Source organism: Streptomyces actinomycinicus, assembly GCF_016741775.1.
GTDB lineage: Bacteria > Actinomycetota > Actinomycetes > Streptomycetales > Streptomycetaceae > Streptomyces > Streptomyces actinomycinicus.
In genome coordinates, this window is record NZ_JAERRK010000002.1 from 545,543 (window position 1) to 567,456 (window position 21,914).

The 21,914-nt window shown below is 70.9% G+C and carries 22 protein-coding genes and 2 pseudogenes; 8 read left to right on the forward strand and 16 right to left on the reverse strand.

Going from position 1 to position 21,914, the window contains the following annotated elements:
* Nucleotides 1-41: 41 nt before the first annotated feature.
* The 3 genes from JK359_RS06550 to JK359_RS06560 form a co-directional block, all read right to left on the reverse strand.
* Nucleotides 42-692, reverse strand: coding sequence for a UbiX family flavin prenyltransferase (locus tag JK359_RS06550; RefSeq protein WP_201832825.1), 651 nt, complete (start codon nucleotides 690-692; stop codon nucleotides 42-44).
* A gap of 80 nt (nucleotides 693-772) precedes the next feature.
* Nucleotides 773-1,675, reverse strand: a complete 903-nt coding sequence (gene mqnP, locus JK359_RS06555) for a menaquinone biosynthesis prenyltransferase MqnP (protein ID WP_201832531.1) — start codon at nucleotides 1,673-1,675, stop codon at nucleotides 773-775.
* Nucleotides 1,672-3,123, reverse strand: coding sequence for a menaquinone biosynthesis decarboxylase (locus tag JK359_RS06560; RefSeq protein WP_201832546.1), 1,452 nt, complete (start codon nucleotides 3,121-3,123; stop codon nucleotides 1,672-1,674). Before JK359_RS06560 ends, mqnP begins: the two co-directional genes overlap by 4 nt.
* 76 nt (nucleotides 3,124-3,199) lie before the next feature.
* Here JK359_RS06560 and JK359_RS06565 point away from each other — a divergent pair.
* The 4 genes and pseudogenes from JK359_RS06565 to JK359_RS06575 all read left to right on the forward strand — a co-directional run.
* Nucleotides 3,200-3,505, forward strand: a pseudogene (locus JK359_RS06565) (PLD nuclease N-terminal domain-containing protein); the annotation flags it as partial.
* A 143-nt stretch (nucleotides 3,506-3,648) separates the two neighbouring features.
* Nucleotides 3,649-3,783, forward strand: coding sequence for a hypothetical protein (locus JK359_RS39785; protein WP_269138963.1), 135 nt, complete (start codon nucleotides 3,649-3,651; stop codon nucleotides 3,781-3,783).
* Complete coding sequence (locus JK359_RS06570; protein WP_201832550.1) at nucleotides 3,776-4,741, forward strand: isopenicillin N synthase family dioxygenase; 966 nt, start codon at nucleotides 3,776-3,778, stop codon at nucleotides 4,739-4,741. Before JK359_RS39785 ends, JK359_RS06570 begins: the two co-directional genes overlap by 8 nt.
* A 266-nt stretch (nucleotides 4,742-5,007) precedes the next feature.
* A complete protein-coding gene (locus JK359_RS06575; RefSeq protein ID WP_201832552.1) occupies nucleotides 5,008-6,423 on the forward strand; it encodes a condensation domain-containing protein in 1,416 nt (471 codons plus the stop codon).
* Between the two features lie 32 nt (nucleotides 6,424-6,455).
* On the opposite strand, the gene JK359_RS06580 is transcribed toward JK359_RS06575, so the two are convergent.
* The 8 genes from JK359_RS06580 to hemL all read right to left on the reverse strand — a co-directional run bounded on the left by JK359_RS06580 (nucleotide 6,456) and on the right by hemL (nucleotide 14,657).
* Entirely contained in the window at nucleotides 6,456-6,863 is a 408-nt protein-coding gene (locus JK359_RS06580; protein WP_201832554.1) for an SRPBCC domain-containing protein, read from the reverse strand.
* A 61-nt stretch (nucleotides 6,864-6,924) separates the two neighbouring features.
* Nucleotides 6,925-8,025 (reverse strand): c-type cytochrome biogenesis protein CcsB, encoded by a 1,101-nt coding sequence (gene ccsB, locus JK359_RS06585; RefSeq protein WP_201832556.1) that lies wholly within the window; start codon nucleotides 8,023-8,025, stop codon nucleotides 6,925-6,927.
* Complete coding sequence (gene resB, locus JK359_RS06590) at nucleotides 8,022-9,731, reverse strand: cytochrome c biogenesis protein ResB (RefSeq protein ID WP_201832558.1); 1,710 nt, start codon at nucleotides 9,729-9,731, stop codon at nucleotides 8,022-8,024. The genes ccsB and resB overlap by 4 nt, the downstream gene beginning before the upstream one ends.
* A 3-nt stretch (nucleotides 9,732-9,734) precedes the next feature.
* Nucleotides 9,735-10,499, reverse strand: coding sequence for a cytochrome c biogenesis CcdA family protein (locus tag JK359_RS06595; protein WP_201832560.1), 765 nt, complete (start codon nucleotides 10,497-10,499; stop codon nucleotides 9,735-9,737).
* 1 nt (nucleotide 10,500) lies between these two features.
* Nucleotides 10,501-11,091 carry a TlpA family protein disulfide reductase gene (locus tag JK359_RS06600; protein WP_201832562.1) on the reverse strand — a complete coding sequence of 197 codons (591 nt, stop codon included), beginning with the start codon at nucleotides 11,089-11,091 and terminating at the stop codon, nucleotides 10,501-10,503.
* A 109-nt stretch (nucleotides 11,092-11,200) separates the two neighbouring features.
* Complete coding sequence (locus JK359_RS06605; protein WP_201832564.1) at nucleotides 11,201-12,493, reverse strand: polysaccharide deacetylase family protein; 1,293 nt, start codon at nucleotides 12,491-12,493, stop codon at nucleotides 11,201-11,203.
* A gap of 152 nt (nucleotides 12,494-12,645) precedes the next feature.
* On the reverse strand, nucleotides 12,646-13,341 hold the full coding sequence (locus tag JK359_RS06610; RefSeq protein ID WP_201832566.1) for a histidine phosphatase family protein: 696 nt from the start codon (nucleotides 13,339-13,341) through the stop codon (nucleotides 12,646-12,648).
* Complete coding sequence (gene hemL, locus JK359_RS06615) at nucleotides 13,338-14,657, reverse strand: glutamate-1-semialdehyde 2,1-aminomutase (RefSeq protein WP_201832567.1); 1,320 nt, start codon at nucleotides 14,655-14,657, stop codon at nucleotides 13,338-13,340. Before hemL ends, JK359_RS06610 begins: the two co-directional genes overlap by 4 nt.
* Nucleotides 14,658-15,321: 664 nt before the next feature.
* Here hemL and JK359_RS06620 point away from each other — a divergent pair.
* Nucleotides 15,322-15,759 (forward strand): hypothetical protein, encoded by a 438-nt coding sequence (locus JK359_RS06620; protein ID WP_003974483.1) that lies wholly within the window; start codon nucleotides 15,322-15,324, stop codon nucleotides 15,757-15,759.
* Between the two features lie 51 nt (nucleotides 15,760-15,810).
* On the opposite strand, the gene JK359_RS06625 is transcribed toward JK359_RS06620, so the two are convergent.
* The 4 genes from JK359_RS06625 to JK359_RS06640 form a co-directional block, all read right to left on the reverse strand.
* Complete coding sequence (locus tag JK359_RS06625; protein WP_201832569.1) at nucleotides 15,811-16,434, reverse strand: hypothetical protein; 624 nt, start codon at nucleotides 16,432-16,434, stop codon at nucleotides 15,811-15,813.
* A 56-nt stretch (nucleotides 16,435-16,490) separates the two neighbouring features.
* Nucleotides 16,491-17,195 carry a hypothetical protein gene (locus JK359_RS06630; protein ID WP_201832576.1) on the reverse strand — a complete coding sequence of 235 codons (705 nt, stop codon included), beginning with the start codon at nucleotides 17,193-17,195 and terminating at the stop codon, nucleotides 16,491-16,493.
* Nucleotides 17,192-17,713, reverse strand: a complete 522-nt coding sequence (locus JK359_RS06635; protein ID WP_201832578.1) for a sigma-70 family RNA polymerase sigma factor — start codon at nucleotides 17,711-17,713, stop codon at nucleotides 17,192-17,194. The genes JK359_RS06630 and JK359_RS06635 overlap by 4 nt, the downstream gene beginning before the upstream one ends.
* 301 nt (nucleotides 17,714-18,014) lie before the next feature.
* On the reverse strand, nucleotides 18,015-18,449 hold the full coding sequence (locus JK359_RS06640; protein ID WP_201832580.1) for a hypothetical protein: 435 nt from the start codon (nucleotides 18,447-18,449) through the stop codon (nucleotides 18,015-18,017).
* A gap of 246 nt (nucleotides 18,450-18,695) precedes the next feature.
* On the opposite strand from JK359_RS06640, the pseudogene JK359_RS06645 reads away from it, so the two are divergent.
* Nucleotides 18,696-18,980, forward strand: a pseudogene (locus JK359_RS06645) (phosphorothioated DNA-binding restriction endonuclease family protein); the annotation flags it as partial.
* 112 nt (nucleotides 18,981-19,092) lie between these two features.
* Here the strand turns inward: JK359_RS06645 and JK359_RS06650 are convergent.
* On the reverse strand, nucleotides 19,093-19,842 hold the full coding sequence (locus tag JK359_RS06650) for an MBL fold metallo-hydrolase (protein ID WP_201832581.1): 750 nt from the start codon (nucleotides 19,840-19,842) through the stop codon (nucleotides 19,093-19,095).
* Between the two features lie 88 nt (nucleotides 19,843-19,930).
* Between JK359_RS06650 and JK359_RS06655 the strand changes: the two genes are divergently transcribed.
* Both JK359_RS06655 and pstC read left to right on the forward strand, forming a co-directional pair.
* The gene (locus JK359_RS06655) at nucleotides 19,931-20,569 is read left to right on the forward strand and encodes a CGNR zinc finger domain-containing protein (RefSeq protein WP_372445358.1); all 639 of its coding nucleotides are present in this window, start codon (nucleotides 19,931-19,933) and stop codon (nucleotides 20,567-20,569) included.
* Nucleotides 20,570-20,852: 283 nt separating this feature from the next.
* Nucleotides 20,853-21,914: a phosphate ABC transporter permease subunit PstC gene (gene pstC / locus JK359_RS06660; RefSeq protein ID WP_269138964.1), complete on the forward strand. Its 1,062-nt coding sequence runs from the start codon at nucleotides 20,853-20,855 to the stop codon at nucleotides 21,912-21,914.

Here is a 21,914-nt window from a genome sequence, read left to right on the forward strand (position 1 = left end):
GTTCCTGAAGTGATGAGAGGTACTGCTGGTTGCGCGCGGTGCTAGCCGCCCGCCGTGCCGCCGCCCAGTTCGCCCCGCCACCGCCGGTACAGGCCGTGCCCGACGCCCGCCGCGTCCAGCACCCGGCCGGCGACGAAGTCCACCAGGTCCTGGATGTGGGTGGCGCCCGCGTAGAAGGCGGGCGAGGCCGGTACGACGGTGGCGCCGGCGTCGTCCAGGGCCACGAGGTGCCGCAGCGTCTGCCCGTTCAGGGGGGTCTCCCGTACGGCCACGACGAGGGTCCGGCGCTCCTTCAGTGTGACGCTCGCGGCCCGCTGCAGCAGATCCTTGGACAGGCCCAGCGCGACACCGGCCACACAGGCGGTGGAGGCGGGCACGATGAGCATGCCCTTGACCGCGTACGAGCCCGAGGACGGGCCGGCGGCGAGATCGCCCGCGCTCCAGTACCGCACCCCGCTCACGTCCACGTCGAACGTGCCGGGCTTGCCGTCGGCGCCCCGGGACAGCCATGCGCGCAGGTCGTCCTGCCAGTGGGCGTCGCGGAACGAGATCCCCGTCTCGTCCAGCAGCGTCAGCCGCGAGGCCCGGCTGACCACCAGGTCGACCGTCTCCCCCGCCGTCAGCAGCGCCCGCAGCACGGCAGCCGCGTACGGCGTCCCGGAAGCTCCGGACACCCCCACGATCCAAGGCACGCGCTGCGTTTCTCCTGCGTTCACACCTTGAGCGTACCGGCGGACGGAAAGGTGCTCAGGCCGGGTCGCCCTGGACCTGGTCAGACGGTCAGACCGCGGACGAGGAGATCAAGCAGCGCACACACGAACAGGGCAATGCCGATGAACCCGTTGACGCTGAAGAACGCCCGGTTCACACGGGACAGGTCGTGCGGCCGGACGATGCGGTGTTCGTAGAGGAAGGCACCGGCGACGATCAGCAGGCCCAGCCAGAAGAAGGCGCCCGCGTGGGTGGCCAGCGCGTACCAGACGAACAGGGCCGTCGTGACCGTGTGGCAGGCCCGGGCGCCCCAGATCGCGGCCGGGACGCCGAAGCGCGCCGGGACCGACATGACACCGATCTCGCGGTCGGTCTCGACGTCCTGGCAGGCGTAGATGAGGTCGAATCCGCCGATCCAGACGCCGACCGCGAGGCCGAGGATCACCGCGTCCCAGGACCAGCTCCCGGAGATCGCGAGCCAGCCGCCGACCGGTCCCATCGCCTGTGCGAGGCCGAGGATGGCCTGCGGGAAGTTGGTGAAGCGTTTCCCGTACGGGTAGACCACCATCGGGATCACCGCGACCGGGGCCAGCGCCAGGCAGAGCGGGTTCAGCAGGGCCGCGGCGCCGAGGAAGACCACCAGGGCGACCAGCGCACCCGTCCAGGCGTGCTTCACCGACATCGCGCCGGTCACCAGCTCGCGGTGGGCCGTGCGCGGGTTCCGGGCGTCGATCTCGCGGTCGATGATCCGGTTGACCGCCATCGCGAACGTGCGCAGGCCGACCATGCAGACCGTGACCAGCAGCAGCCGGGCCCAGTGGATGTTCCTGTCCCACTGGAACATCGCCGTGAGGGAGGCGATGTAGGCGAAGGGCAACGCGAAGACCGAGTGCTCGATCATCACCAGGCGCAGGAAGGCCTTGGTGCGTCCCGGCTGGGGGATCGCGGCAGAGGCGCTGCTCACAGCCCGTACTCCTTCCAGCGGCGGTCCACCAGGGCCGCCGTGTCCGGGTCCGACAGGACCATGTCCGGCCACCCGCCGTCCCTCGTGTACCCCTCCTCGGGCCACTTCTTCGTCGCGTCGATGCCCGCCTTGCCGCCCCAGAACTGCTGGTAGGAGGCGTGGTCGAGGTGGTCGACGGGGCCTTCCACGACCGTGAGGTCACGGGCGTAGTCGGTGTTGCCGAGGGCCCTCCAGGCGACCTCGTGCAGGTCGTGGACGTCGCAGTCGGAGTCGACGACCACGATCAGCTTGGTGAGGGACATCATGTGGGCCCCCCAGATCGCGTGCATCACCTTCTGCGCGTGCTTCGGGTACTTCTTGTCGATCGAGACGATCGCGCAGTTGTGGAAGCCGCCGGCCTCGGGCAGGTGGTAGTCCACGATGTCCGGGACGATGATCTTGAGGAGGGGCAGGAAGAAGCGTTCCGTGGCTCGGCCGAGCGGGCCGTCCTCCGTCGGGGGCCTGCCGACCACGATCGACTGCAGCAGCGGGCGCTTCCGCATGGTCACGCAGTCGATCTTCAGCGCCGGGAAGGGCTCCTGAGGCGTGTAGAAGCCGGTGTGGTCGCCGAAGGGGCCCTCGGGCAGCATCTCGCCGGGCTCCAGCCAGCCCTCCAGGACCACCTCGGCGTTCGCCGGGACCTGGAGCGGGACCGTCTTGCAGTCGACCATCTCGGTCCGCTTGCCCGCGATGAAGCCGGCGAAGAGGTACTCGTCGATGTCACCGGGGAGGGGGGCCGTGGAGGCGTACGTCACCGCCGGCGGACAGCCGAAGGCGATGGCGACCGGGAGCCGCTCGCCCCGCCGCGCCGCCACCTGGTAGTGGTTCCGGCTGTCCTTGTGGATCTGCCAGTGCATGCCGATGGTGCGCTTGTCGTGGCGCTGCAGCCGGTACAGGCCGAGGTTGCGGATGCCGGTCTCGGGGTCCTTGGTGTGGGTCAGGCCCAGGTTGAAGAAGGAGCCGCCGTCCTGGGGCCAGGTGAACAGGGCGGGGAGCCGGTCGAGGTCGACGTCGTCGCCGTGCAGGACGACCTCCTGCACCGGGGCGTCCTTGACCTTCTTCGGCGGGACGTGCGTCATCGCGCCCAGCTTGCCGAAGGCCTCGCGCACACCGACGAAGCCGTGCGGCAGTTCGGGCCGCAGCAGGCCGCCGATCTTCTCGGAGATGTCGCCGTACGACTTCAGGCCCAGCGCCTTCAGCAGCCGCCGGTCGGTCCCGAAGACGTTCATCGCGAGGGGCATCGCCGAGCCCTTCACGTTCTCGAAGAGAAGCGCCGGGCCGCCGGATTTCTGCACCCGGTCGACGATCTCCCCGACCTCCAGGTACGGGTCGACCTCGGCCTTGATGCGCTTGAGGTCCCCCTCGCGCTCCAGCGCCCGCAGCAGGGAGCGAAGATCGTCGTAAGCCATGCCCCCCAGTATCCGCCACCGGCTAGGCTGGCCCGGTCACCAGGGTCGTCTCACGGCGTGGGGAGTACGCGCGGCCATGCTGAGGTATCTGCCGTTCCTGCTGGTCCTGGCGTTGTGGATCTACGCCTTCGTGGACTGTCTGAACACCCCCGAGGAAGAGGTTCGGCACCTGCCCAAGGTGGTGTGGGTGATCATCGTGCTGCTGTTCGGCGAGGTGCTGGTCGGACCGGTCGCCTGGCTGATCACCGGCAAGGTGCGGCGGGGGCCGGCGGGCGGCTCGTCGCCGTCGGAGCGGCACCGCGGCGCCGCCGCGAACTGGGTCGCCCCGGACGACAACCCGGAGTTCCTGAAGTCCCTGAACAAGGACGACCCCCGCAACGACTAGCGGCGGACACGGCCGACGGGCCCCGCGCCGACGGAATGTGAAGGTTCGTCAGGCATCTCGGCGGTCCCGTCCATATCCGCTTGCCCGCGTCGGCCCCCGCTGTGGTTGATGGTCGTCACCGAGACCGGCACCGCGCGCTGATGGCGATCGCCGGCATCGCGGCCACCGTCGGCGCGGTCGGCCGGCCCGTGGCCCAGGCGGTGCAGGCGGTCATCGGCATGCTGGCCGGCCAACCCGGGAACCCGGCTCTCTGGAACGAGGACATCGATGAGTGATTCACGCATTCCGGTCATCGATCTGCGGCTCTGGACCGAGGGGGACGCGCCGGCCCGCGCCGCCCTCGCCCGTACCGTCGACGAAGCCCTGCAGACCGCCGGGTTCCTGCTGGTCACCGGGCACGGGGTGGAGCCCGGGCTGCGCGCCGGGATCCGGTCGGCCGCACGGGAGTTCTTCCTGCTGCCCGCCGAGGTCAAGCGGCGGTACGAGGTGAAGGTCGGCGGACGCGGCTGGCTCGGGCGGGGTGCGGAGGCCAACGGGTACGCGGAGGGCACCGAGACCCCGCCGGACCTGAAGGAGTCGCTCACCTTCGCGACCGACGAGCCGTTCGAGGACCCGGTGGTCAACGCCGAGTGGTACGCGCCCAACGTGTGGCCCGCCGAGGTGCCGGCGCTGCGCGGGCTGTGCGAGGAGTACCTGGGCCGGATGGCCGCGCTGGAGAAGGAGCTGCTGTCCCTGCTGGGATACGCCCTCGGGCAGGCCCCCGACTTCTTCGCGCGGCACATGGACCATCCCACGTACGGCTTCAACATCAACTGGTATCCGGGCACGGAGGTCGTCGGGGAACCGGAGCCCGGGCAGTTCCGGATCGGGCCGCACACCGACTTCGGGACCGTCACCGTCCTCGACCGGCAGGCCGGCAAGGGGGGACTGCAGGTCTACACGGACGAGGGCGGGTGGGAGGACGCGCCGTACGACCCGGCCGCCTTCACGATCAACGTGGGCGATCTGCTGTCCCGGTGGACCGGGGCGCGGTGGCGGTCGGGGCGGCACCGGGTGCTGCCGCCGCCGTCGGACGCGCCGGCCGAGGAGCTGATGTCCCTCGTCTACTTCGGCGAGTGCACGCCGGGCACGCTGGTGGAGTCCCTGCCGGCGCCGGTGGGCCGGGTGGCGTATCCGCCCGTCGACTCGCACGTGTACCTCCGCGAGAAGCTCGACTCGATCACCGTGGGCTGACCGCCCCCGCCCCGGGGCGGCACCAGGGCCGGCCACAGGGGGTGCGAGTCGTCGCCGTGGGCTGACCGCGCGCGCCCCGGCTCGTCACCGTCGGCGCAGTCCGGGACAAGCCCGGGAGCCGTGAGTCAACGCCGGTTGTCCACTTCCGCGTTCGGCCTGCCACCCGTTCCGTTGAAATGGCCCGGGCGGGCATGTCCCGGCCGCCTCCCGCGTCATTGCCTTGAAGGGGGCCCGCATCCAGGGGCCCCTTCTGCGATCGGAGACGCGTGCGAATCACTGACATCCAGCGCTGCGAGGTCCGGCCGGGACGGCTCGTCGAGTGGACGCTGAGTCCGGCGACCGTGGCGGCGGCGACGGCGCTCCCGGAGGACTCCCGGCCCCCCGCCTACATCCAGGAGTCGCACATCAGGACCGCCAAGTGCGTACGGGACGACGGATTGTTCGTGCCGACCTGGCTCGGCGGCGCCTTCGACCTGCCCGGGCCGGTCGACCTCGATGTGCTGCAGGAGGCGCTGCGCGCCTGGACGGTGCGGCACGAGACGCTGCGCAGCGGCTTCCGCTGGGCGGGCAGCGAGGGCGACGAGCTGCGCCGGTTCACGCTCGACGCGGCCGACGTGTCCCTGCGCAGGGAGGTGGTCGGCGACTTCCCGGACGCCGGCCGGCTGGTCGAGCACCTGCAGAACCGCTTCGACACCGTCGCGGACGCGCTGCGCTGGCCGAACCTCATCTACACGGCGGTCGTCCGGGACGACGGCGTCAGCGTCTACATGGCCTTCGACCACAGCAACGTGGACGCCTACTCCGTGCACCGGATCCCGGCCGAGATCACCGAGCTGTACGCGGCCGGGACCGCGGGCGGCGCACCCGAGGCGGCGGCGCCGGCCGCCAGCTACGTCGACTTCTGCGAGATCGAGCGGGCGGACGCGGACCGGCTCGACGGCGGGCACCAGATCGTCGCGCGCTGGCGGGAGTTCATCCGCCGCTGCGACGGGACGCTGCCCGGCTTCCCCGTGGACCTCGGCCTGGATCCGGACGGCCCGCTGCCGCGGCAGCAGATGCTGTGCGAACCGCTGGCCGACGCGGACGCGGCGGCGGCGTTCGAGGCGTACTGCCGGCCCTACGGGGGCAGCATGGTCGGACTGCTGGCCGCGACCGGGCTCACCGTGCACGAACTCGGCGGGCAGCCGGTGTACCGGACGGTGGTGCCGTTCCACACCCGGGTGAAGTCACGGTGGAGCGAGTCGGTGGGCTGGTACGTGGGCGGTGCCCCGATCGAGGTGCCGGTGGGCCGCACCCGCGGTTTCCCGGAGACCCTGCGGACGGTCCGTGCCGAGCTGCAGGCGAACCGGTCGCTGGCCCGGATGCCGCTGGCCCGGGTGCTGGCCCTGCTCGGCGCGGACTTCCGCCCGACCTCCCCGGACCTGTACTCGATCGTGTCCTACCTGGACACCCGCGGCATCCCGGGTGCCGAGCGGTGGGCCGAACAGCGTGCCCACGGGCTGATCCGGGTCTCGTACGGGGACCAGGTGTGCGTCTGGGTGAACCGGCTGCACGAAGGACTGTGGCTGGCGAGCCGCTACCCGGACACGGACGTGGCGGCGAAGAACATGCGGCTGTACGTCGAGCGGCTGCGCGACCGGATCGCCTGGGTGGCCCACGCGGGCCTCGCGGCGGTCTCGTGACCGCTCGGACGACCCGGGGCCGGGCCCGCCGGCTAGGCCTGGGGCCGACCCAGCACCTCGATCAGGCGCTCGAACCGCGACCGCCAGCGCTGCTCCGTCTCCTCCTCGCCCTGGAACTCGTGGGTGAAACGGAGCGCGCTGCCGTCCTCCCCCTCCCGTTCGAGGTGGAAACGGATCCGGCCGCCGCCCTCGACCGTGTACTCCGCGACCCGGTCCACGTCCCAGGCAGTGACCTCCCCGCTGCCCATACCGCGCAGCGCGACCGCGCCGCCGAGCCTGGGTTCGAGCACGTCGGCGGGGGTGAACCAGTCCCCCAGACCCTCGGACGTGGCCACCGCGGGCCAGACGTCCTCCATGCGCTGCGGGAGCCGCACCACGAAATGCAGGATGTGCATGTTCCCGTGGGTCTGGCTGGTGCCCTGTGCGATGGAACCGCTCATGACACCAGCCTGACCCCTGGGCCGGGGTTGCGCACGCGGCACGAACCCCGGCCGGCCGGCGTCAGACGCCCGCGTAGGAGTGCTTGCCGCTCACGAAGATGTTGACGCCGTAGTAGTTGAACAGCCAGCAGCCGAAGGCGATCAGTGCCAGGTAGGCGGCCTTGCGGCCCTTCCAGCCGGCCGTCGCCCGGGCGTGCAGGTAGCAGGCGTAGGCGATCCAGGTGATGAAGGACCAGGTCTCCTTCGGGTCCCAGTTCCAGTACCGGCCCCAGGCGTCGCCCGCCCAGATCGCGCCCGCGATGATCGTGAACGTCCACAGCGGGAAGACGGCCGCGTTGACCCGGTAGGCGAACTTGTCCAGGGACGCGGAGGCGGGCAGCCGCTCCAGCACCGACGCGGCGAACTTGCCGGGCCTGCCGCCGGTCTGCAGCTTGTTCTCGTACGAGTCCTTGAACAGGTACAGGATCGTGGCGACCGCGCCGACGTAGAACACGGCGCCGCAGAAGATCGCGGTGGAGACGTGGATGTACAGCCAGTACGAGTGCAGGGCCGGCACCAGCTGGTCGCTGGCCGTGTACAGGACGGTGACCGCGAGGCCCAGGTCGAGCAGGACCGTGGTGATGAGGAACAGGCCCATCCAGCGGACGTTCTTCTTCAGGGCCAGCAGGGCGAGGTACACGCCGACGGCGACCGTGGAGAAGGTGATGTTGAACTCGTACATGTTGCCCCACGGCGCCCGCTCCACGGAGGCCGCGCGGGTGACGACGCCGCCCAGCTCCACCAGGAACGCGAGCACGGTGAGGGAGACGGCGATCCGCCCGTAGAGGTCGCCCTGCACGTCGCCGCCGTGCGCGCCGGGCCCGTCCGGCACGTCCCGGGCGCCGGAGGCCGAGCGGACGACGACCTTGGGCCGCTCCAGCACGGCGGTACCCCCGGCCCGCTGCACCGTGACGGCGGGGGCGCCCGCCTGCTGCTCGGCGCCGGCGGTGAGCGCGGCGGCCGTACGGGCGACCTTGCTGCGGCTGCCGAAGAGCCACTCGGCGATGTAGGCGAAGAAGGCCAGGGTGTAGACGGCCATCGACGAGTAGATCAGCGTGTTGCTGATGCTCGCGAGGTGTTCGTTGGTCGCGGCGGCGAGATCGGTTGCGGCGGCGAGAGTCACTTCTCAGCCCCTTCGGCAGGTACGGCTGGGGGTTCGGGGGTGGGTGAGGGGTCGTCGTCGGGGCTGGATGCCCCCGGCGCCTGGTCGTAGAGGGTTGCGGCGAGGTCGCCCAGCTCGTCGGGCACCTTCGCGGACTCGCTGCGGCCGAGCCCGGCCATCTCCACGACCGTGACGCCGTCGGCACCGCGCACCGCCCGCACCCACACGCGGCGGCGCTGGATGAACAGGGACCCGGCCAGACCGAAGATCGCGGCGAGGGCGCCGGCGAGCGCCCAGCCGCCACCCGGCTCCTGGACGATCTCGAAGCCGGCCCACTCCTTGACGTCCTTCTCGAAGGTGATGGTCCCGGCGCCGTCGGGCAGCTTCAGGGAGTCGCCCGGCCGGAGCAGCTTCTTCAGCAGCTGGCCCTTGCCGTCCTTGAACGCCTTCATGTGCTTCTTGTCGAGCTGGTACACGCTCTGCGCGAGGCCCGAGTTCACACCCAGCGAGCCGTGGTAGGCGTTCACCGCGAGCAGCGGGTTCACCAGCGCCGGGTACTGCGAGAGCATCGTGCCGCTCTTCGGGTCGAAGGTCGGCACGAAGAAGGCCTGGAAGCCGAGCTGGTCCTTCTTGCCCCGGCCGTCGCGGTAGTCGTCCATCACCTTGATCACGCCGTTGGAGGTGATGTTGCCGTCGAGCGGCAGCAGCGGAACGGCGTCCTGGAAGACGACCTTGCCCCGGCCGTCGCGGACGGTGACGACGGGCGCGTAGCCGTGGCTGACCAGGTAGACCTTGGCGTCGCCGATCTTCAGCGGCTCGTTGACCTTGACGGTGGTCGCCTTCTCCTTGCCGTACGCGCCCTCGCTGTAGCGGATCTTCGCCTCGAAGGTGCGCGGGGTGCCCTTGTTCGGGCCGCTGACCTCGTAGGTGGCCCGGAAGTCCTTGAGGTCGAAGCTGAAGGGGACCAGGTCGTCGGTCCGGAAGAGGCTGCCGGACTTGATGTCGTCGTACATCGGCAGCGCGTTCGAGAAGCCGTCGCCCTCCACCATCAGCTTGGTGCCGTCCGACTTGTACAGCTGGCCGGAGGCGAAGGCGACCAGCAGCACGATCAGCGCGATGTGGAAGACCAGATTGCCGACCTCGCGCAGATAGCCCTTCTCGGCGGCGACGGCGTCACCGGCGACGTGGGCGCGGAAGCGGCGCTTCTTCAGCAGCGCGAGCGCGGCCTCACGGACCTGCTCCGGGTCGGCGTCCGTACGCCACGTCGTGTACGCGGGCAGCCGGGTGAGCCGCTTGGGCGCGCCCGGCGGACGGCCGCGCAGCTGGCCGACGAACTGCCAGGTGCGCGGGACGATGCAGCCGATGAGGGAGACGAACAGCAGGATGTAGATCGCGGAGAACCACACCGAGCTGTAGACGTGGAACAGACCGAGCTTGTCGTAGACCGGCGCGAGTGTGCCGTGGGCCTTGCGGAACTCCTCCACCTTGGCGGCGTCGACCCCGTTCTGCGGGATCAGCGAGCCGGGGATGGCGCCGAGCGAGAGCAGCAGGAGCAGCAGCAGCGCGACCCGCATGGAGGTCAGCTGCCGCCAGAACCAGCGGGCCCAGCCCGTGACGCCGAGTCCGGGCAGGCCCGTCTGCTCCTCCTGCGGCGCGGTGGACAGCTGGGAGCCGGCCGCCCCCAGGTCCTCCTGGTCCCGGCTCTTGTCGGTTTCGGTTGCGCTCATCGATCAGATCCCCACAGTGAAGCCGTCGGACCAGCCCTGCATCTCCCGCACGAGACTGTCCCACGCCCCGGTCAGCAGCAGCACACCGGTGACGATCATCATCGTGCCGCCGACGCGCATCACCCAGACGTAGTGGCGCTTGACCCAGCCGAAGGCACCGAGCGCCTTGCGGAAGGCCACGGCCGCCAGCACGAAGGGCACGCCGAGGCCCAGACAGTAGGCGACCATCAGCAGGGTGCCGCGTCCGGCGCTCGACTCGTGCATGGCGAGGAAGTTGACCGCGCCGAGGGTCGGACCGATGCAGGGCGTCCAGCCGATGCCGAACAGGGCGCCCAGTACGGGAGCGCCCACCAGGCCGGTCGTCGGCCGCTTGTGGAAGCGGAACTCGCGCTGGGTGAACCAGGGCATCAGGCCCATGAAGAACACACCCATGGCGATCATCAGCACTCCGAGCACGTGGGACAGGGTGTCCTTGTGCTCCTGGAGGGTCGAGCCGAAGTACCCGAAGAGCGCGCCGCCCGAGATGAACACGACGCTGAAGCCGAGTACGAACAGGGAGGCCCCGGTGACCATCCGACCCCGTCTGGCCTCGGCCAGGTCGGTGCCGGCGACCCCGGTGACGTAGGAGAGGTAGCCGGGGACCAGGGGGAGCACGCAGGGCGAGAAGAAGGAGACGAGGCCGCCGAGCAGCGCGACGGGCAGGGCGATCAGCAGGGCGCCGCTCTTCACCGTCTGGTTCTCCGCGGCCAGCGTCAGCAGTGCGCTCACGTCACTTCTCCGCGAGGACGGGCTTGAGCATCTTCAGCAGGGTCGTGTCGTCGAGCGCCTCCAGGGCACGCGCGGCGACCTTGCCGTTGCGGTCGACGATGAGCGTCGAGGGGATGAGCTGCGGGTTGAGCGTGCCCTTCTTGAAGCGGAGCATCAGCTTGCCCGTGGGGTCGTACAGGCTCGGGTACTGGACCCCGTGCTCCTTCTCGAAGGCGAGGGCGGGGGTGGTGCTGGTGTCCCGGGTGTTGATGCCGACGAACTGGACGCCCTTGTCCGCGTACTGCTTGGAGACCTTGGCGAAGTACTGCGCTTCCTCCCGGCACGGACCGCACCAGGAGCCCCAGACGTTGAGGACGACGACCTTGCCCTTGTAGTCGGCGACGTCGAGGCTCTTGCCGTCGACGGTCTTGCCGGACAGGTCCGGGGCCGCGGCGCGCTTGCCGGCCGGCACGGTGTCGATGCCGTTCTTGCCGGTGACGAAGTTGGTGTCGCCACCGCCACCGGAGATGCCGCCCTTTCCGCACGCGGACAGGGTGAGGGCCGCGGCGGCGGCCACAGCGGTGAGCAGGACGGCGCGGCTACGGGTACTCATGTGAAAAGTTTCGCATGCCCGTTCCGGGGCTCTCGCGCACCCCCCTGCCGGGTGGAAAACCCCATTTCAGGGCGTATTTACACAGGACATAAGGTGCATTACACCCAGCTCAGGCGGCGTCGGACGAGGCCGACCTGGAGTCCCGCAGGAACTCCTTCCAGCCGCCCGCGGGCCGCTGTCCGACCTCCAGCGTGCGCAGCTTGGCGAGCACCTCGGGCTTCTGCGCGTCCATCCAGTCCACGAACTGCCGGAAGGAGACCAGTCGCACGTCGGCACCCTTCTCCTTCTCGCGCGCGATGTGCTTGAAGGCCTCCTCGACGGAGTCCATGTAGATGCCGCCGTTCCACTGCTCGAAGTGGTTCCCGACGAAGAACGGTGCCCGGTTTGTCTTGTATGCCCGCTCGAATCCCTGGATGTACGCCTGCGCGGACTGCTTGCGCCAGCCCGGGTAGTTGCAGGAGGGCGCCTTGGTGGAGTTCACGGACTGGTTGGCGAGCATGTTGTAGTCCATCGACAGGACCTCGAAGGACCGCCCGGGGAAAGGTATCTGCTGCAACGGCAGGTCCCAGATGCCCAGCTTCTTCACCGGCCACGTCTGACGGCCGCCCGGCGAGGAGGCGTCGTAGCGCCAGCCCAGCTTCTTGGCGGTGGGCAGCAGGTTGCCCTGGCCGAGCAGACAGGGCGTACGGCCGCCGACCAGCTCCTTGTCGTAGTCGAACGGCAGCGACGGCAGGTCCGACCAGCCGGTGTTGGTCCGCCACTCCTTCACGAACGCCTTGGCCTGCCGGATCTCGCTCTCCCACTGCTGCGGGGTCCAGTTGCCGACCGTGCCGGTGCCGGCGCAGAAGTGCCCGTTGAAGTGGGTGCCGATCTCGTGCCCCTCCAGCCAGGCCCGGTGCACGTTCTTCAGCGTGGCCTTGATGTGGTCGTCGGTGAGGTAGCCGATGTCGGAGGCGCCGCGCGGGTTGTTCGGGGGCTCGTACAGCCGCTTCTTCGACTCGGGCAGCAGGTACAGCCCCGAGAGGAAGAAGGTCATGCTCGCACCGTGCTCCTTGGCCAGGTCCAGGAAGCGCGGGAAGAGGCCGTTGCCGACCTCGCCGGCGCCGTCCCAGGAGAAGACCACGAACTGCGGCGGGGTCTGGCCCGGCTCCAGCGGCTCCGGCTTGGCCGGCTGGTGCGGCTGCCTGCCGGTGAAGGAGGTCGAGCCGTCACCGATGCGCCGCGCCGGACGCGCACCGCTCCCGTCCCCGGCCCCCGGCCGGCCCTGGCCGGAACCGTTCGGGTGCCGCTTGCCGTCCGAGGACGTGAGGCTCCCGCAGCCGGCGAGCGAGGCGGCGGCCGCCGCGCCCGCGCCGAGGCCGAGTACTCCCCTCCGGGAGAGGGTCCGGGAGAAGGTGCGCATGGAAATCCCCGATCGTCGCTGCCTGCTGGTCACCCAGTCAGAGGGCATGACGAACGGGGAGGTTCCGCTGATTTTTATGTTTTTCGCAAGGTTTCCGGCAAATGCACCCTAAGGCACGTCAAACGGGCCGCCAGGCACGGGTGTTGGGCCGGTCAGGCACCGAAGGCCTTCCCCTGGGCCGTGCCCTTGCCCTTCTGCGGCTTGGCACCGGCGCGCAGATGGACCGGGACGAGGTCGATGGCGGGCTCGCTGTAGCCCACGGACACGATCCTGTCGCCCTGATATGTGAAAGTCGTCAGGGAGGCCAGCGTGCACTGCCGCTTGCGCGGGTCGTGCCACAGCCGCCGCCGCTCGACGTACGACCGCACGATCCAGATCGGCAGCTGATGGCTCACCAGCACCGCCTCGTGCCCGCGCGCCTTGTCCTTCGCCGCGTTCAGCGCGCCCATCATCCGCACGACCTGGTCGACGTACGGCTCGCCCCAGGACGGCCGGAACGGGTTGACGAGGTGCTTCCAGTTCTCCGGCTTGCGCAGCGCACCGTCACCGACGCCGAAGGTCTTGCCCTGGAAGACGTTGTCGGCCTCGATCAGCCGCTCGTCGGTGTCGAGGTCCAGGCCGTGCGCCTTGGCGATGGGAGTGGCGGTCTCCTGCGCCCGCTCCAGCGGCGACGCGCAGACATGGGTGACGTCCCGCGAGGCGAGGTGCTCGGCGACCCGGTCGGCCATCTGCCGGCCCAGCTCGGACAGGTGGTAGCCGGACAGCCGCCCGTACAGGATCCCGTCCGGGTTCTCGACCTCACCGTGCCGCATCAGGTGGACGACGGTGATGTCCTTGGTGTCGCTCATTCTGCCGTGGCCTCCGCAGCCGCACGGGCCGCCGCCGGAAGGGCGTCGGCGATCTTCTGGATGGCCCGCTCGTCGTGGGCCGTGGACACGAACCAGGACTCGAACGACGACGGCGGCAGGTAGACGCCGTTCGCCAGCAACGAGTGGAAGAACGCGGTGAAGCGGTACGACTCCTGCCGCTTGGCGTCCTCGTAGTCGCGCACCTGCCGGTCCGTGAAGAACACCGAGAACATGTTGGAGGCCGTCTGCAGCCGGTGTGCCACGCCCTCCTTGCTCAGCGCCTCGGTGACCAGACCCTGGATCTGCCGCGAGACGGCGTCGACGGTGTCGTACGCGGCGTCGTCCAGCAGCCGCAGCTGGGCCAGGCCGGCGGCGGTGGCGACGGGGTTACCGGAGAGGGTGCCGGCCTGGTAGACCGGCCCGGCGGGAGCGAGGTGGGCCATGACGTCGGCGCGACCGCCGAAGGCCGCGGCCGGGAACCCGCCGCCCATCACCTTGCCGAAGGTCATGAGGTCGGGCTTGACGCCCTCCACGCCGTACCACCCGGCGCGGCTGGTGCGGAAGCCGGTCATCACCTCGTCGGAGATGAAGAGCGCGCCGTTCTTCCGGCAGGCGTCCTTCAGTCCCTGGTTGAACCCGGGGGCCGGCGGCACGACGCCCATGTTGCCCGGCGAGGCCTCGGTGATCACGCACGCGATCTCGCCCGGGTGCCGGTGGAAGGCCTCCTGCACGGCCTCCAGGTCGTTGTACGGCAGCACGATCGTGTCGCCCGCCTGCGCACCGGTGACCCCGGGCGTGTCCGGCAGCGCGAAGGTGGCGACGCCACTGCCGGCCGCGGCGAGCAGCGAGTCCACGTGCCCGTGGTAGCAGCCGGCGAACTTGATCACCTTCGAGCGCCGGGTGAACCCGCGGGCGAGCCGGATGGCCGACATGGTGGCCTCGGTGCCGCTGCTGACGAGCCGGACCTGCTCGACGGGCTCGACCCGGGCGACGATCTCCTCGGCCAGGGCCACCTCGCCCTCACCGGGCGTACCGAAGGACGTACCGCGGGCGACGGCCTCCTGCACGGCGGCGATGACCTCGGGGTGGGAGTGTCCGAGGATCATGGGACCCCAGGAGCACACGAGGTCGACGTACTCGCGCCCGTCGGCGTCGGTGAGATAGGCGCCCTTGCCCGACACCATGAACCGGGGGGTGCCGCCGACGGCACGGAAGGCGCGCACCGGGGAGTTCACCCCGCCCGGCGTGACGGCGGAGGCGCGGTCGAAGAGCGCCTGTGAGACGGGCGCGTCGTAGGGATATGGCGTTTCGCTCATGGCACTCATGACGTGCGACTTCTCCGGCTTCTCGGACTCCGGTTGCGGGGTGACCTCCTCAGGGTAGGCCGCGCCCCGGCCGGACCGTGGCCGACCTCAAGATCAAAGCGCCGCCGTCCGGCATGCATCTGCGAGACTGACACCTGATACACAAAGCTCCCGCGCACGTAATCATCAGGAGCCGGATGATCAGGGGCTGGAAAGATCCCCGTGGACTGTTGTTCCACCGCACGTTTCGGCGGGCGGCCGTGGGGGAGGTCACTGACACGATGATCGGGTTGCGCGGCGGGGGCCACGCGTCCTAGAAAAGCAGTCGGGTGGAGATATGCATCGCGGTGGCGGACTGGGCGAGGGGACTGATGACCTGGGTCCTCGACGTGCCCGGCGGGGAAGGCACCGGCGCGACGCGGAGGAAACGACCGAGGCACGGCAGGAAGCACGGCAGTCCGAGGCACGGCAGTCCGACGGCCGCCAGGCCGAGGCGCGACAGCCGGACGGACGTCAGGGCGAGGCACGACAGCCGGACGGACGCCCGGGCGACGCGCGTCAGGCCGAGGCGCGCCAGGCGGACGGCCGCCAGGCCGAGGCACGACACGGTGACGCACGCGAGGTGCAGGGGCTACGCGCCGACCGCCTCCGGGCGGGGAGCAGGAATGGTGGTCGAGTGGGGGTGACGTACAAATACTTCGGCGCGCCGGACGGCGCGACCGCGGCCCGTGTTCCCATCTCGATGCGCCCCGAGGAACTCGGCGGTGACGAGCTGGGCATGAACGGCATGTTCACCAAGATCAAGCCGGAGACGATGGCCGCGATGGTCCTGACCGGCATCGAGGGCGTCCCCCTGCACAAGGTCCCGCCCCTGGAACTGGTCGTCCTGCACCCCGACTACGCGGTCGTGAAACTCCCCATGACGGTCGTCGACCCCCTTCGCGGCATCGGCGAGGAGGCGGTGGGCGCGGCGGCGTTCATCTGGTCCACGGTCCCGGACCGCGGTGGCCCCCGGGACGCGTTCAACGTGTACCAGCTGCTGCACGAGTGGCAGGACTTCTCGCACCGGTTGCATGAGGCGGGGCATCAGCCGTACTGCCTTGTGTGGCCCTGAGCTGTGGTGTCAAGGCACGCCGCCGGATCCGGCCCGCCCTCGAGCGTGGCCTCACCCCATCCGGCGGATGTCCCGGGTGGCTTCGAGGAGGGGCCGCGGGTGGACACCGTCCTCCGGCCGGCCGTCGGAGGGCTTTCCCGGTGACTGCACCGACATGACGACGACCACCTGGTAGTCGCCGGGGTGCTCGTCCACGTCGGACCACGTGGTGCCGGGGCAGAGGCGGTCGACCGTCAGGGTCTTGGTGTAGGGGCGTCGGCCGACGGGGTACAGGAGGGCCGACGTATTGACCGGACCGGTGTCGGCGGCGGGCTTCTCGCGGCCGACGATGACACCGTGCTTGATCAGGAGGGCGGTGGGCGGGACATCGTTGATCGGCAGGCTGAGTGCCTCTGTCCGGTCGCGGGAGGTGATCCTGTAGCTGGTCCGCAGCGTGGAGCCCTGGCGCCGCAGGGACGTGACCGTCAGTCGCAGGGACTCATCGGGGCCGCTGAGGACGACCGGGGGTTCGACGGTGCCGCCGCAGGGCAGGGAGCGGTCCTGGAATTTCAGTGGCGGGGAGGTCGTGGTCGGGGCGGAGTGGACCGGACCACCGGCCAGGGTGCCGGAATCGGCCCCGCATCCGGTGAGGGCGAGCAGCAGGACGGGGACGGCGGGCAGCAGAAGGCGACGCATGAGTTCCTCCATGACGTGTCTGGAGCGGTGTGAGTCGGGCCGGCCGGAGGCGCGGGTCATCCGGCCAGGGGGGTGCGGGTGACGATCACTGCGTCGGGGGCCCGGGTGCCGGAGGACGCGGGATGCTGGGTGACGAGGACGACGGCCACTTCGTAGCCGCCCTTCCACACCGGACTCCAGGACGTTCCCCCGCACGGCCGGCCCTGCACCGGTGCGAGCCGGGCGCGGTGTGGACGGTCGGGGGTGATGGTCAGCCGGTGCGTGGTGTCCCCGGTGTTCCCGGACGCCGGTGCGGTCGGATCCTGACCGGCCACGACCCGGCCGTCCTTCAGGACGAGAATCCATGGCCCGCCGGACAGGACCGCCGGGGCAGTGGTGGAGTTGACCGAATAGGTGACCTGCGGTGTTCCGTCCGGGGCCGCGCGGACGTCAAGGACGCGTACGGTCACGGCTCCCCGGCCGGTGTCCGCCGGGATTCTCGCGCCGCAGGTGAGAGGGGGGAACGCCGGAACCGTGCCACTCGTCGCCGCGGGCGGTCTGATCACCGAGTCCGCCGGGGTCTTGATCTCCGGAGCGGAGGCGGACGGCAGCGAGTGCAGCACCACCGCGGCTGCCACGGCCAGACCTGCCCCGGCCACGGCGGCGTACCGGGCGCGCCGGCGTCGGCGCACCCGGGTCCGGACGCGGTCGGTGTCGATCTCCGGCGGCGGTGCGTGTTCCGCGGCGGCCAGCAACTGTTCGCGCAGATCCTGTGGCTTCACGTCTCCAGCCTTTCCGCAGCGGTGTGCTGCGCGGGTGGCCGCAACCGGGCACCCAGCCGAGCCAGCGCGTCACTCAGGTGACGCTTGACCGTGCCTTCCCCGCAGCCGAGCCGCGCCGCGATGTCCGCGGTGGACATGTCCTCGTAGTAACGGAGCACCACGCAGGCCCGCTGCCTCGGCGACAGGTCTCGCATGGCGTCCACGACGTCGATCCGGTGCATGACGGCTGCGCTGTGGTCGGCGGCCGGCGCCGTGGACACGAGCCGCGGAAGCGCACGGAGCCAACGGGCGCGGCGCCGGTGCAGGTCCAGGTAGCGGTTGAGCATCGTGCGGCGTACGTATGCCTCCGCCTCCCCCAGTTCCCACGCGCGGCGGGGCCGGGAGAAGACCCGTACCAGTGCCTCCTGAACCAGGTCGGCGGCCTCTGCGCGGTCGCCGCACAGCAGGAAGCCGTACCGGTTCAGTTCCGCGCCGCGCTCTTGCGCAAGCTCGGACAGCAGCGTCGACCATTCGGCCACGTTCCCTCCGATCCCCTCACCCGGTACCACGAACAACTCGCCCACCGGGTTGGGGGCTTGCGGCCAGGTTTTCCGACGGCCGCCGCGGACGGCGCGGCACGGGACGCCGCCCACACGCACGAAGGGCACCACGGGCTACGGGTGAAGCCCTGTGGTGCCCTTCATGGCGGCGCCGGGTCACTGATGCGGGTTCGGCTTCCGGCCGGAGTGACGGAGGACGCGGAGGTGCCGCGTGTCGGGGCCGGGGCGTGGCGAGCGTCCCGCCGTGGCAGGCGCTCGATCGCCGGGCGGGTTCCGGCTGTCAGGCCGCTACGGGCAGGGCGGCCGCTATCACGTTCCGGTCCTTGCGGCCGACCAGCGGGAACACGATCTTCAGGCCCTGCTCGTTGTCCGGCGAGGACACGATGAAGGACGAGTTGAGCAGGCGCTCCTTGATCTCCGTGCGGACGAGGCCGGCGCGCGGAATCGTCATCACGTGCTCTTCCGGCCGGGCGAATGTCGGGTTCGCCCGGAAGACGAAGATACGACGGTCGGTCATGGCCAGGTACATGGGCGCCGGTGCGGGGATGACGGCCATCGCACCGCCGCTCATGATCGCCGAGGCGGCCGCGAACACAGCGGTCCGGCGCACCGAGACCGACCTCAGGTTCACGATGGTCGTCACCTCGACCTGCTCACCGGACTCGAGCATGGGATCTATGGCGGCCAGCAGCAGTCGGCGGCGCTTTGCGTTCACGGGTGTAACTCCTGCGTTCGTACGGGAACCGGACGGGGGGACGCTTCCGCCCGGCAGGCAGCGGTCCGGATTCCGGGCCTCGCCACAGGATGCCGTGGCTCCGCAGGCGGCCGCGGGCCGGGCTCCCTCGCGAGGCACGGCCGGCGTGAGCTGTCGGCATACCTTGCCACACAGGTGCAAAGGGTTCCCGTCGAGGCGAACGGGTGCACGTCACCGGTCAGGGACAGCCGTCTACGATCAGCCGCCATGGACTGGCTGGAGCGGGCGGCGAAGCTGAGGCAGTGGACCAGGAGCGGAACGCGCGCTCCGCACAAGCCGCTGCTGCTCCTGTACGCCCTCGGCCGGTTCCAGGAGGACGCGGAGAGCGGGCTGCGGTACAGCGCCGTGGAAGAGGATCTGCAGCGCCTGCTGACCGAGTACGGGCCGCCGAACAGGACGACGCCGGCCTATCCCTTCCACCACCTGGTCAGCGACGGTGTCTGGGAGGTGCGTACCGATCGCGGGCCCGGCGGCCCGCAGCCCGGGGCGCGCCCGGTCGCGGCCGGTCACCGCGACTGGCACGCCCGCCAGGTGTTCCACGGCGAGCCGCGCCCCACCACGCCGGCCTGACCGCCCATGCCGGCGGCCGGCTGGACGCGGCCTGTCAGACCGGCTGGAGGCGGTCCGTCAGGCCTGCCTCCTCGAACGCCCGGACCACGTCATCGCGCGACTCCGTGAAGTGGGCCCAGCTGTCGCAGTGCGCGGCGACCACCCGGCGGGCCTCGAGGAGTTGCGCGGCGGCCGCCGTGCCGCGGCCGTCGAGGACGAGGAGGGCGTCGTCCAGCGCGGGCATGCGGGGCGCGCCGGCGAAGAGGACGGCGGTGTCGACCGGGGCGTACCGGGCGGCGATCTCCTTGACGAGGTCCAGGGACGCGTTGTCGCCGCTGACGTAGACGCTGGGCAGGCCGGCGGAGGTCAGCACGAAGCCGGTGACGTCGCCGACGAGCGGCTCGGAGCCCTCGGGGCCGTGCAGGGCGGGGGCCGCGGTCACGGTGACCGTGCCGCCGTCGGGGCGGGGCAGGTCCACCGACTGCCACGGGGTGAGCGGCTCGGTGGTGCCGCCGAGGCGTCCGGCCGCCGCGGGGGTGGTGAAGGTGCGCGGTACGGCGGCGAGCAGGGCGCGGCCGGAGTGGTCGAGGTTGTCGGCGTGCTGGTCGTGGGAGAGCAGGACCACGTCGACGGGGCCCAGTTCGGCGAGGGGGGTGCGGGGCGGGGCGGTCTTGACGAGGGTGCGGCCGCCGCTGGGCGAGGGGTAGTCGCCGGGGTCGTCGAAGGTCGGGTCGGTGAGGAAGCGGAGGCCGCCGTACTCGATGAGGACGGTGGGGCCGCCGAGGACTTTGACCGGTATCTGCATGCCGACTCACCTCACGGATAGAATGAATGTCATCCGTGAGAAACGCTAGACCTTCTCACGGATGGAAGCAAGGCCTAACATGAGGAACATGGAGAACGAGGGACAGAGCCCGCAGCCGCTCACGGGCGGGAGGGACGATCAGTGCGGGCCGCCCCTGCCCCCGGCCCCCGGCGCCGGGCAACACCTCGCCCTCGATCTCGCCAACACCGCGATCGCCCTGCCGGGCGGCCAGTCGGCGGACCTGCTCGACACGCCGGCCGCGGCTCAGCACTGGCTGACGGTCCGCGGCCTCGCTCCGGCCGGCGCAGACCTGCGGGAGACCTGCGCGAGCCGGCTGCGTGCCCTGCGCGAGGAGATCCGCCTGCTGCTCGCCGCCCGGGTCGCCGGTGAGCCCGCCCCCGCCGGCGCTCTCACCGCCCTCAACGACGCGCTCACTCTCGCCCCGGCCGCCTCGCTGCTGCACTGGTCCCCGGACCGGGGGCTGTACCGGGCCGCCGCCCACCCCACCACCCAGATCGTCGAGCACGCCCTGGCCGCCCTCGCCGCCGACGCCGCCGACCTGCTCACCGGGCCGGACGCCGAGCGGCTGACCGCCTGCGGCTCCGCTCCGTGCAACCGCTACCTGCTCCGGCACGGCCGGCGCCACTGGTGCTCCACCCGCTGCGGCGACCGCGCCCGCGCGGCCCGCGCCTACGCCCGCCGCACCCAGCGGGACGCGGCGGAGTAGCTGGCCGAAAACCGCCGCCCGAAGGAGAGCCTCCGCCTTCCGGAGAGCGACCGGCCCTCCCCGGAGAGCGACCGGTGCCGGCGGATGGCGAGCGATCGGCCCGTCCCGGCGGTCCCGAACCTCGAAGTGTGGCCGCTACACACACATCTCCCCCACTGAAATGACATGAACGGTTCACCGAGACGCTGTCTTCGGCGCCCGGAGCCGACAATGTCCGGCCATTGACTCTCCCCGCGCGGGGCACGCCGTTCCCGCACATGTCGCTGCATGTCCTGCACGGTGCATGAGGGGGCCATACGTGGTGTCCGCGGTAGAGGGGTCCGGCAGAACGGAGCCCAGCAGATCCGAACGGCCGGAAAAACCTGAAAGCCCACCGCCCCGGCGGACGTTCGCCGCGCGCGGCCTCGGGGACCGGATCTTCCGCTACCTGCTCACGGCCACCGGCGTGACCGTCCTCACGATCATGGCGGCGGTCGGCCTCTTCCTGCTGCTCAGGGCCGGACAGGCGCTGCGGGCCCGCGGCTTCGCCTTCCTCACCACCGCCGAATGGCAGCCGGACGTCCACCGGTTCGGCATCGCCGCGGTCCTCACCGGAACCCTGCTGATCGCCGCCGTGGCCGTCACGATCTCGGTGCCGCTGGCCGTGGGCACCGCACTGTTCATCTCCGACGTGGCCCCGCGCCCGCTGCGGCGCACGCTCGTCACGATGGTCGACCTGATGGCGGCCGTGCCGTCGGTGGTGTACGGGCTGTGGGGCCTGTTCTTCCTCCAGCAGCACGTGATCGGCCTGTCACGCTGGCTGAGCGACTGGTTCGGCTGGATCCCCCTGTTCACGGTGGACGGCACCCAGCCCGGCGAGCCGCTCGCCTCCGAGAGCGTCTACACCGCCTCCACCTTCGTCGCCGGGATCGTCGTCGCCCTCATGGTGGCGCCGATCCAGTGCTCGGTGATGCGCGAGGTGTTCGCGCAGGCCCCGGCCGGCGAGCGGGAAGGCGCGTACGCGCTCGGCGCGACCCGCTGGGGCATGATCCGGGCGGTCGTCCTGCCGTACGGCAAGGGCGGGATCATCGGCGGCACGATGCTCGGGCTCGGCCGGGCGCTCGGCGAGACCATCGCCGTCTACCTGATCATCTCGCCGGTCTTCGTCATCCAGCCGCACATCCTGCAGACCGGCTCGAACTCCGTCTCGTCCCTCATCGCCCTGCACTACGGCGACGCCTCCGCCTTCGGCATGTCGGCGCTGATGGCGGCGGGCCTGGCGCTGTTCCTGCTCACCCTGGCGGTCAACTTCACCGCTTCCTCCATCGTGGCCCGTTCCCGGTCCGGCGCGCAGAGCGAGGCATGA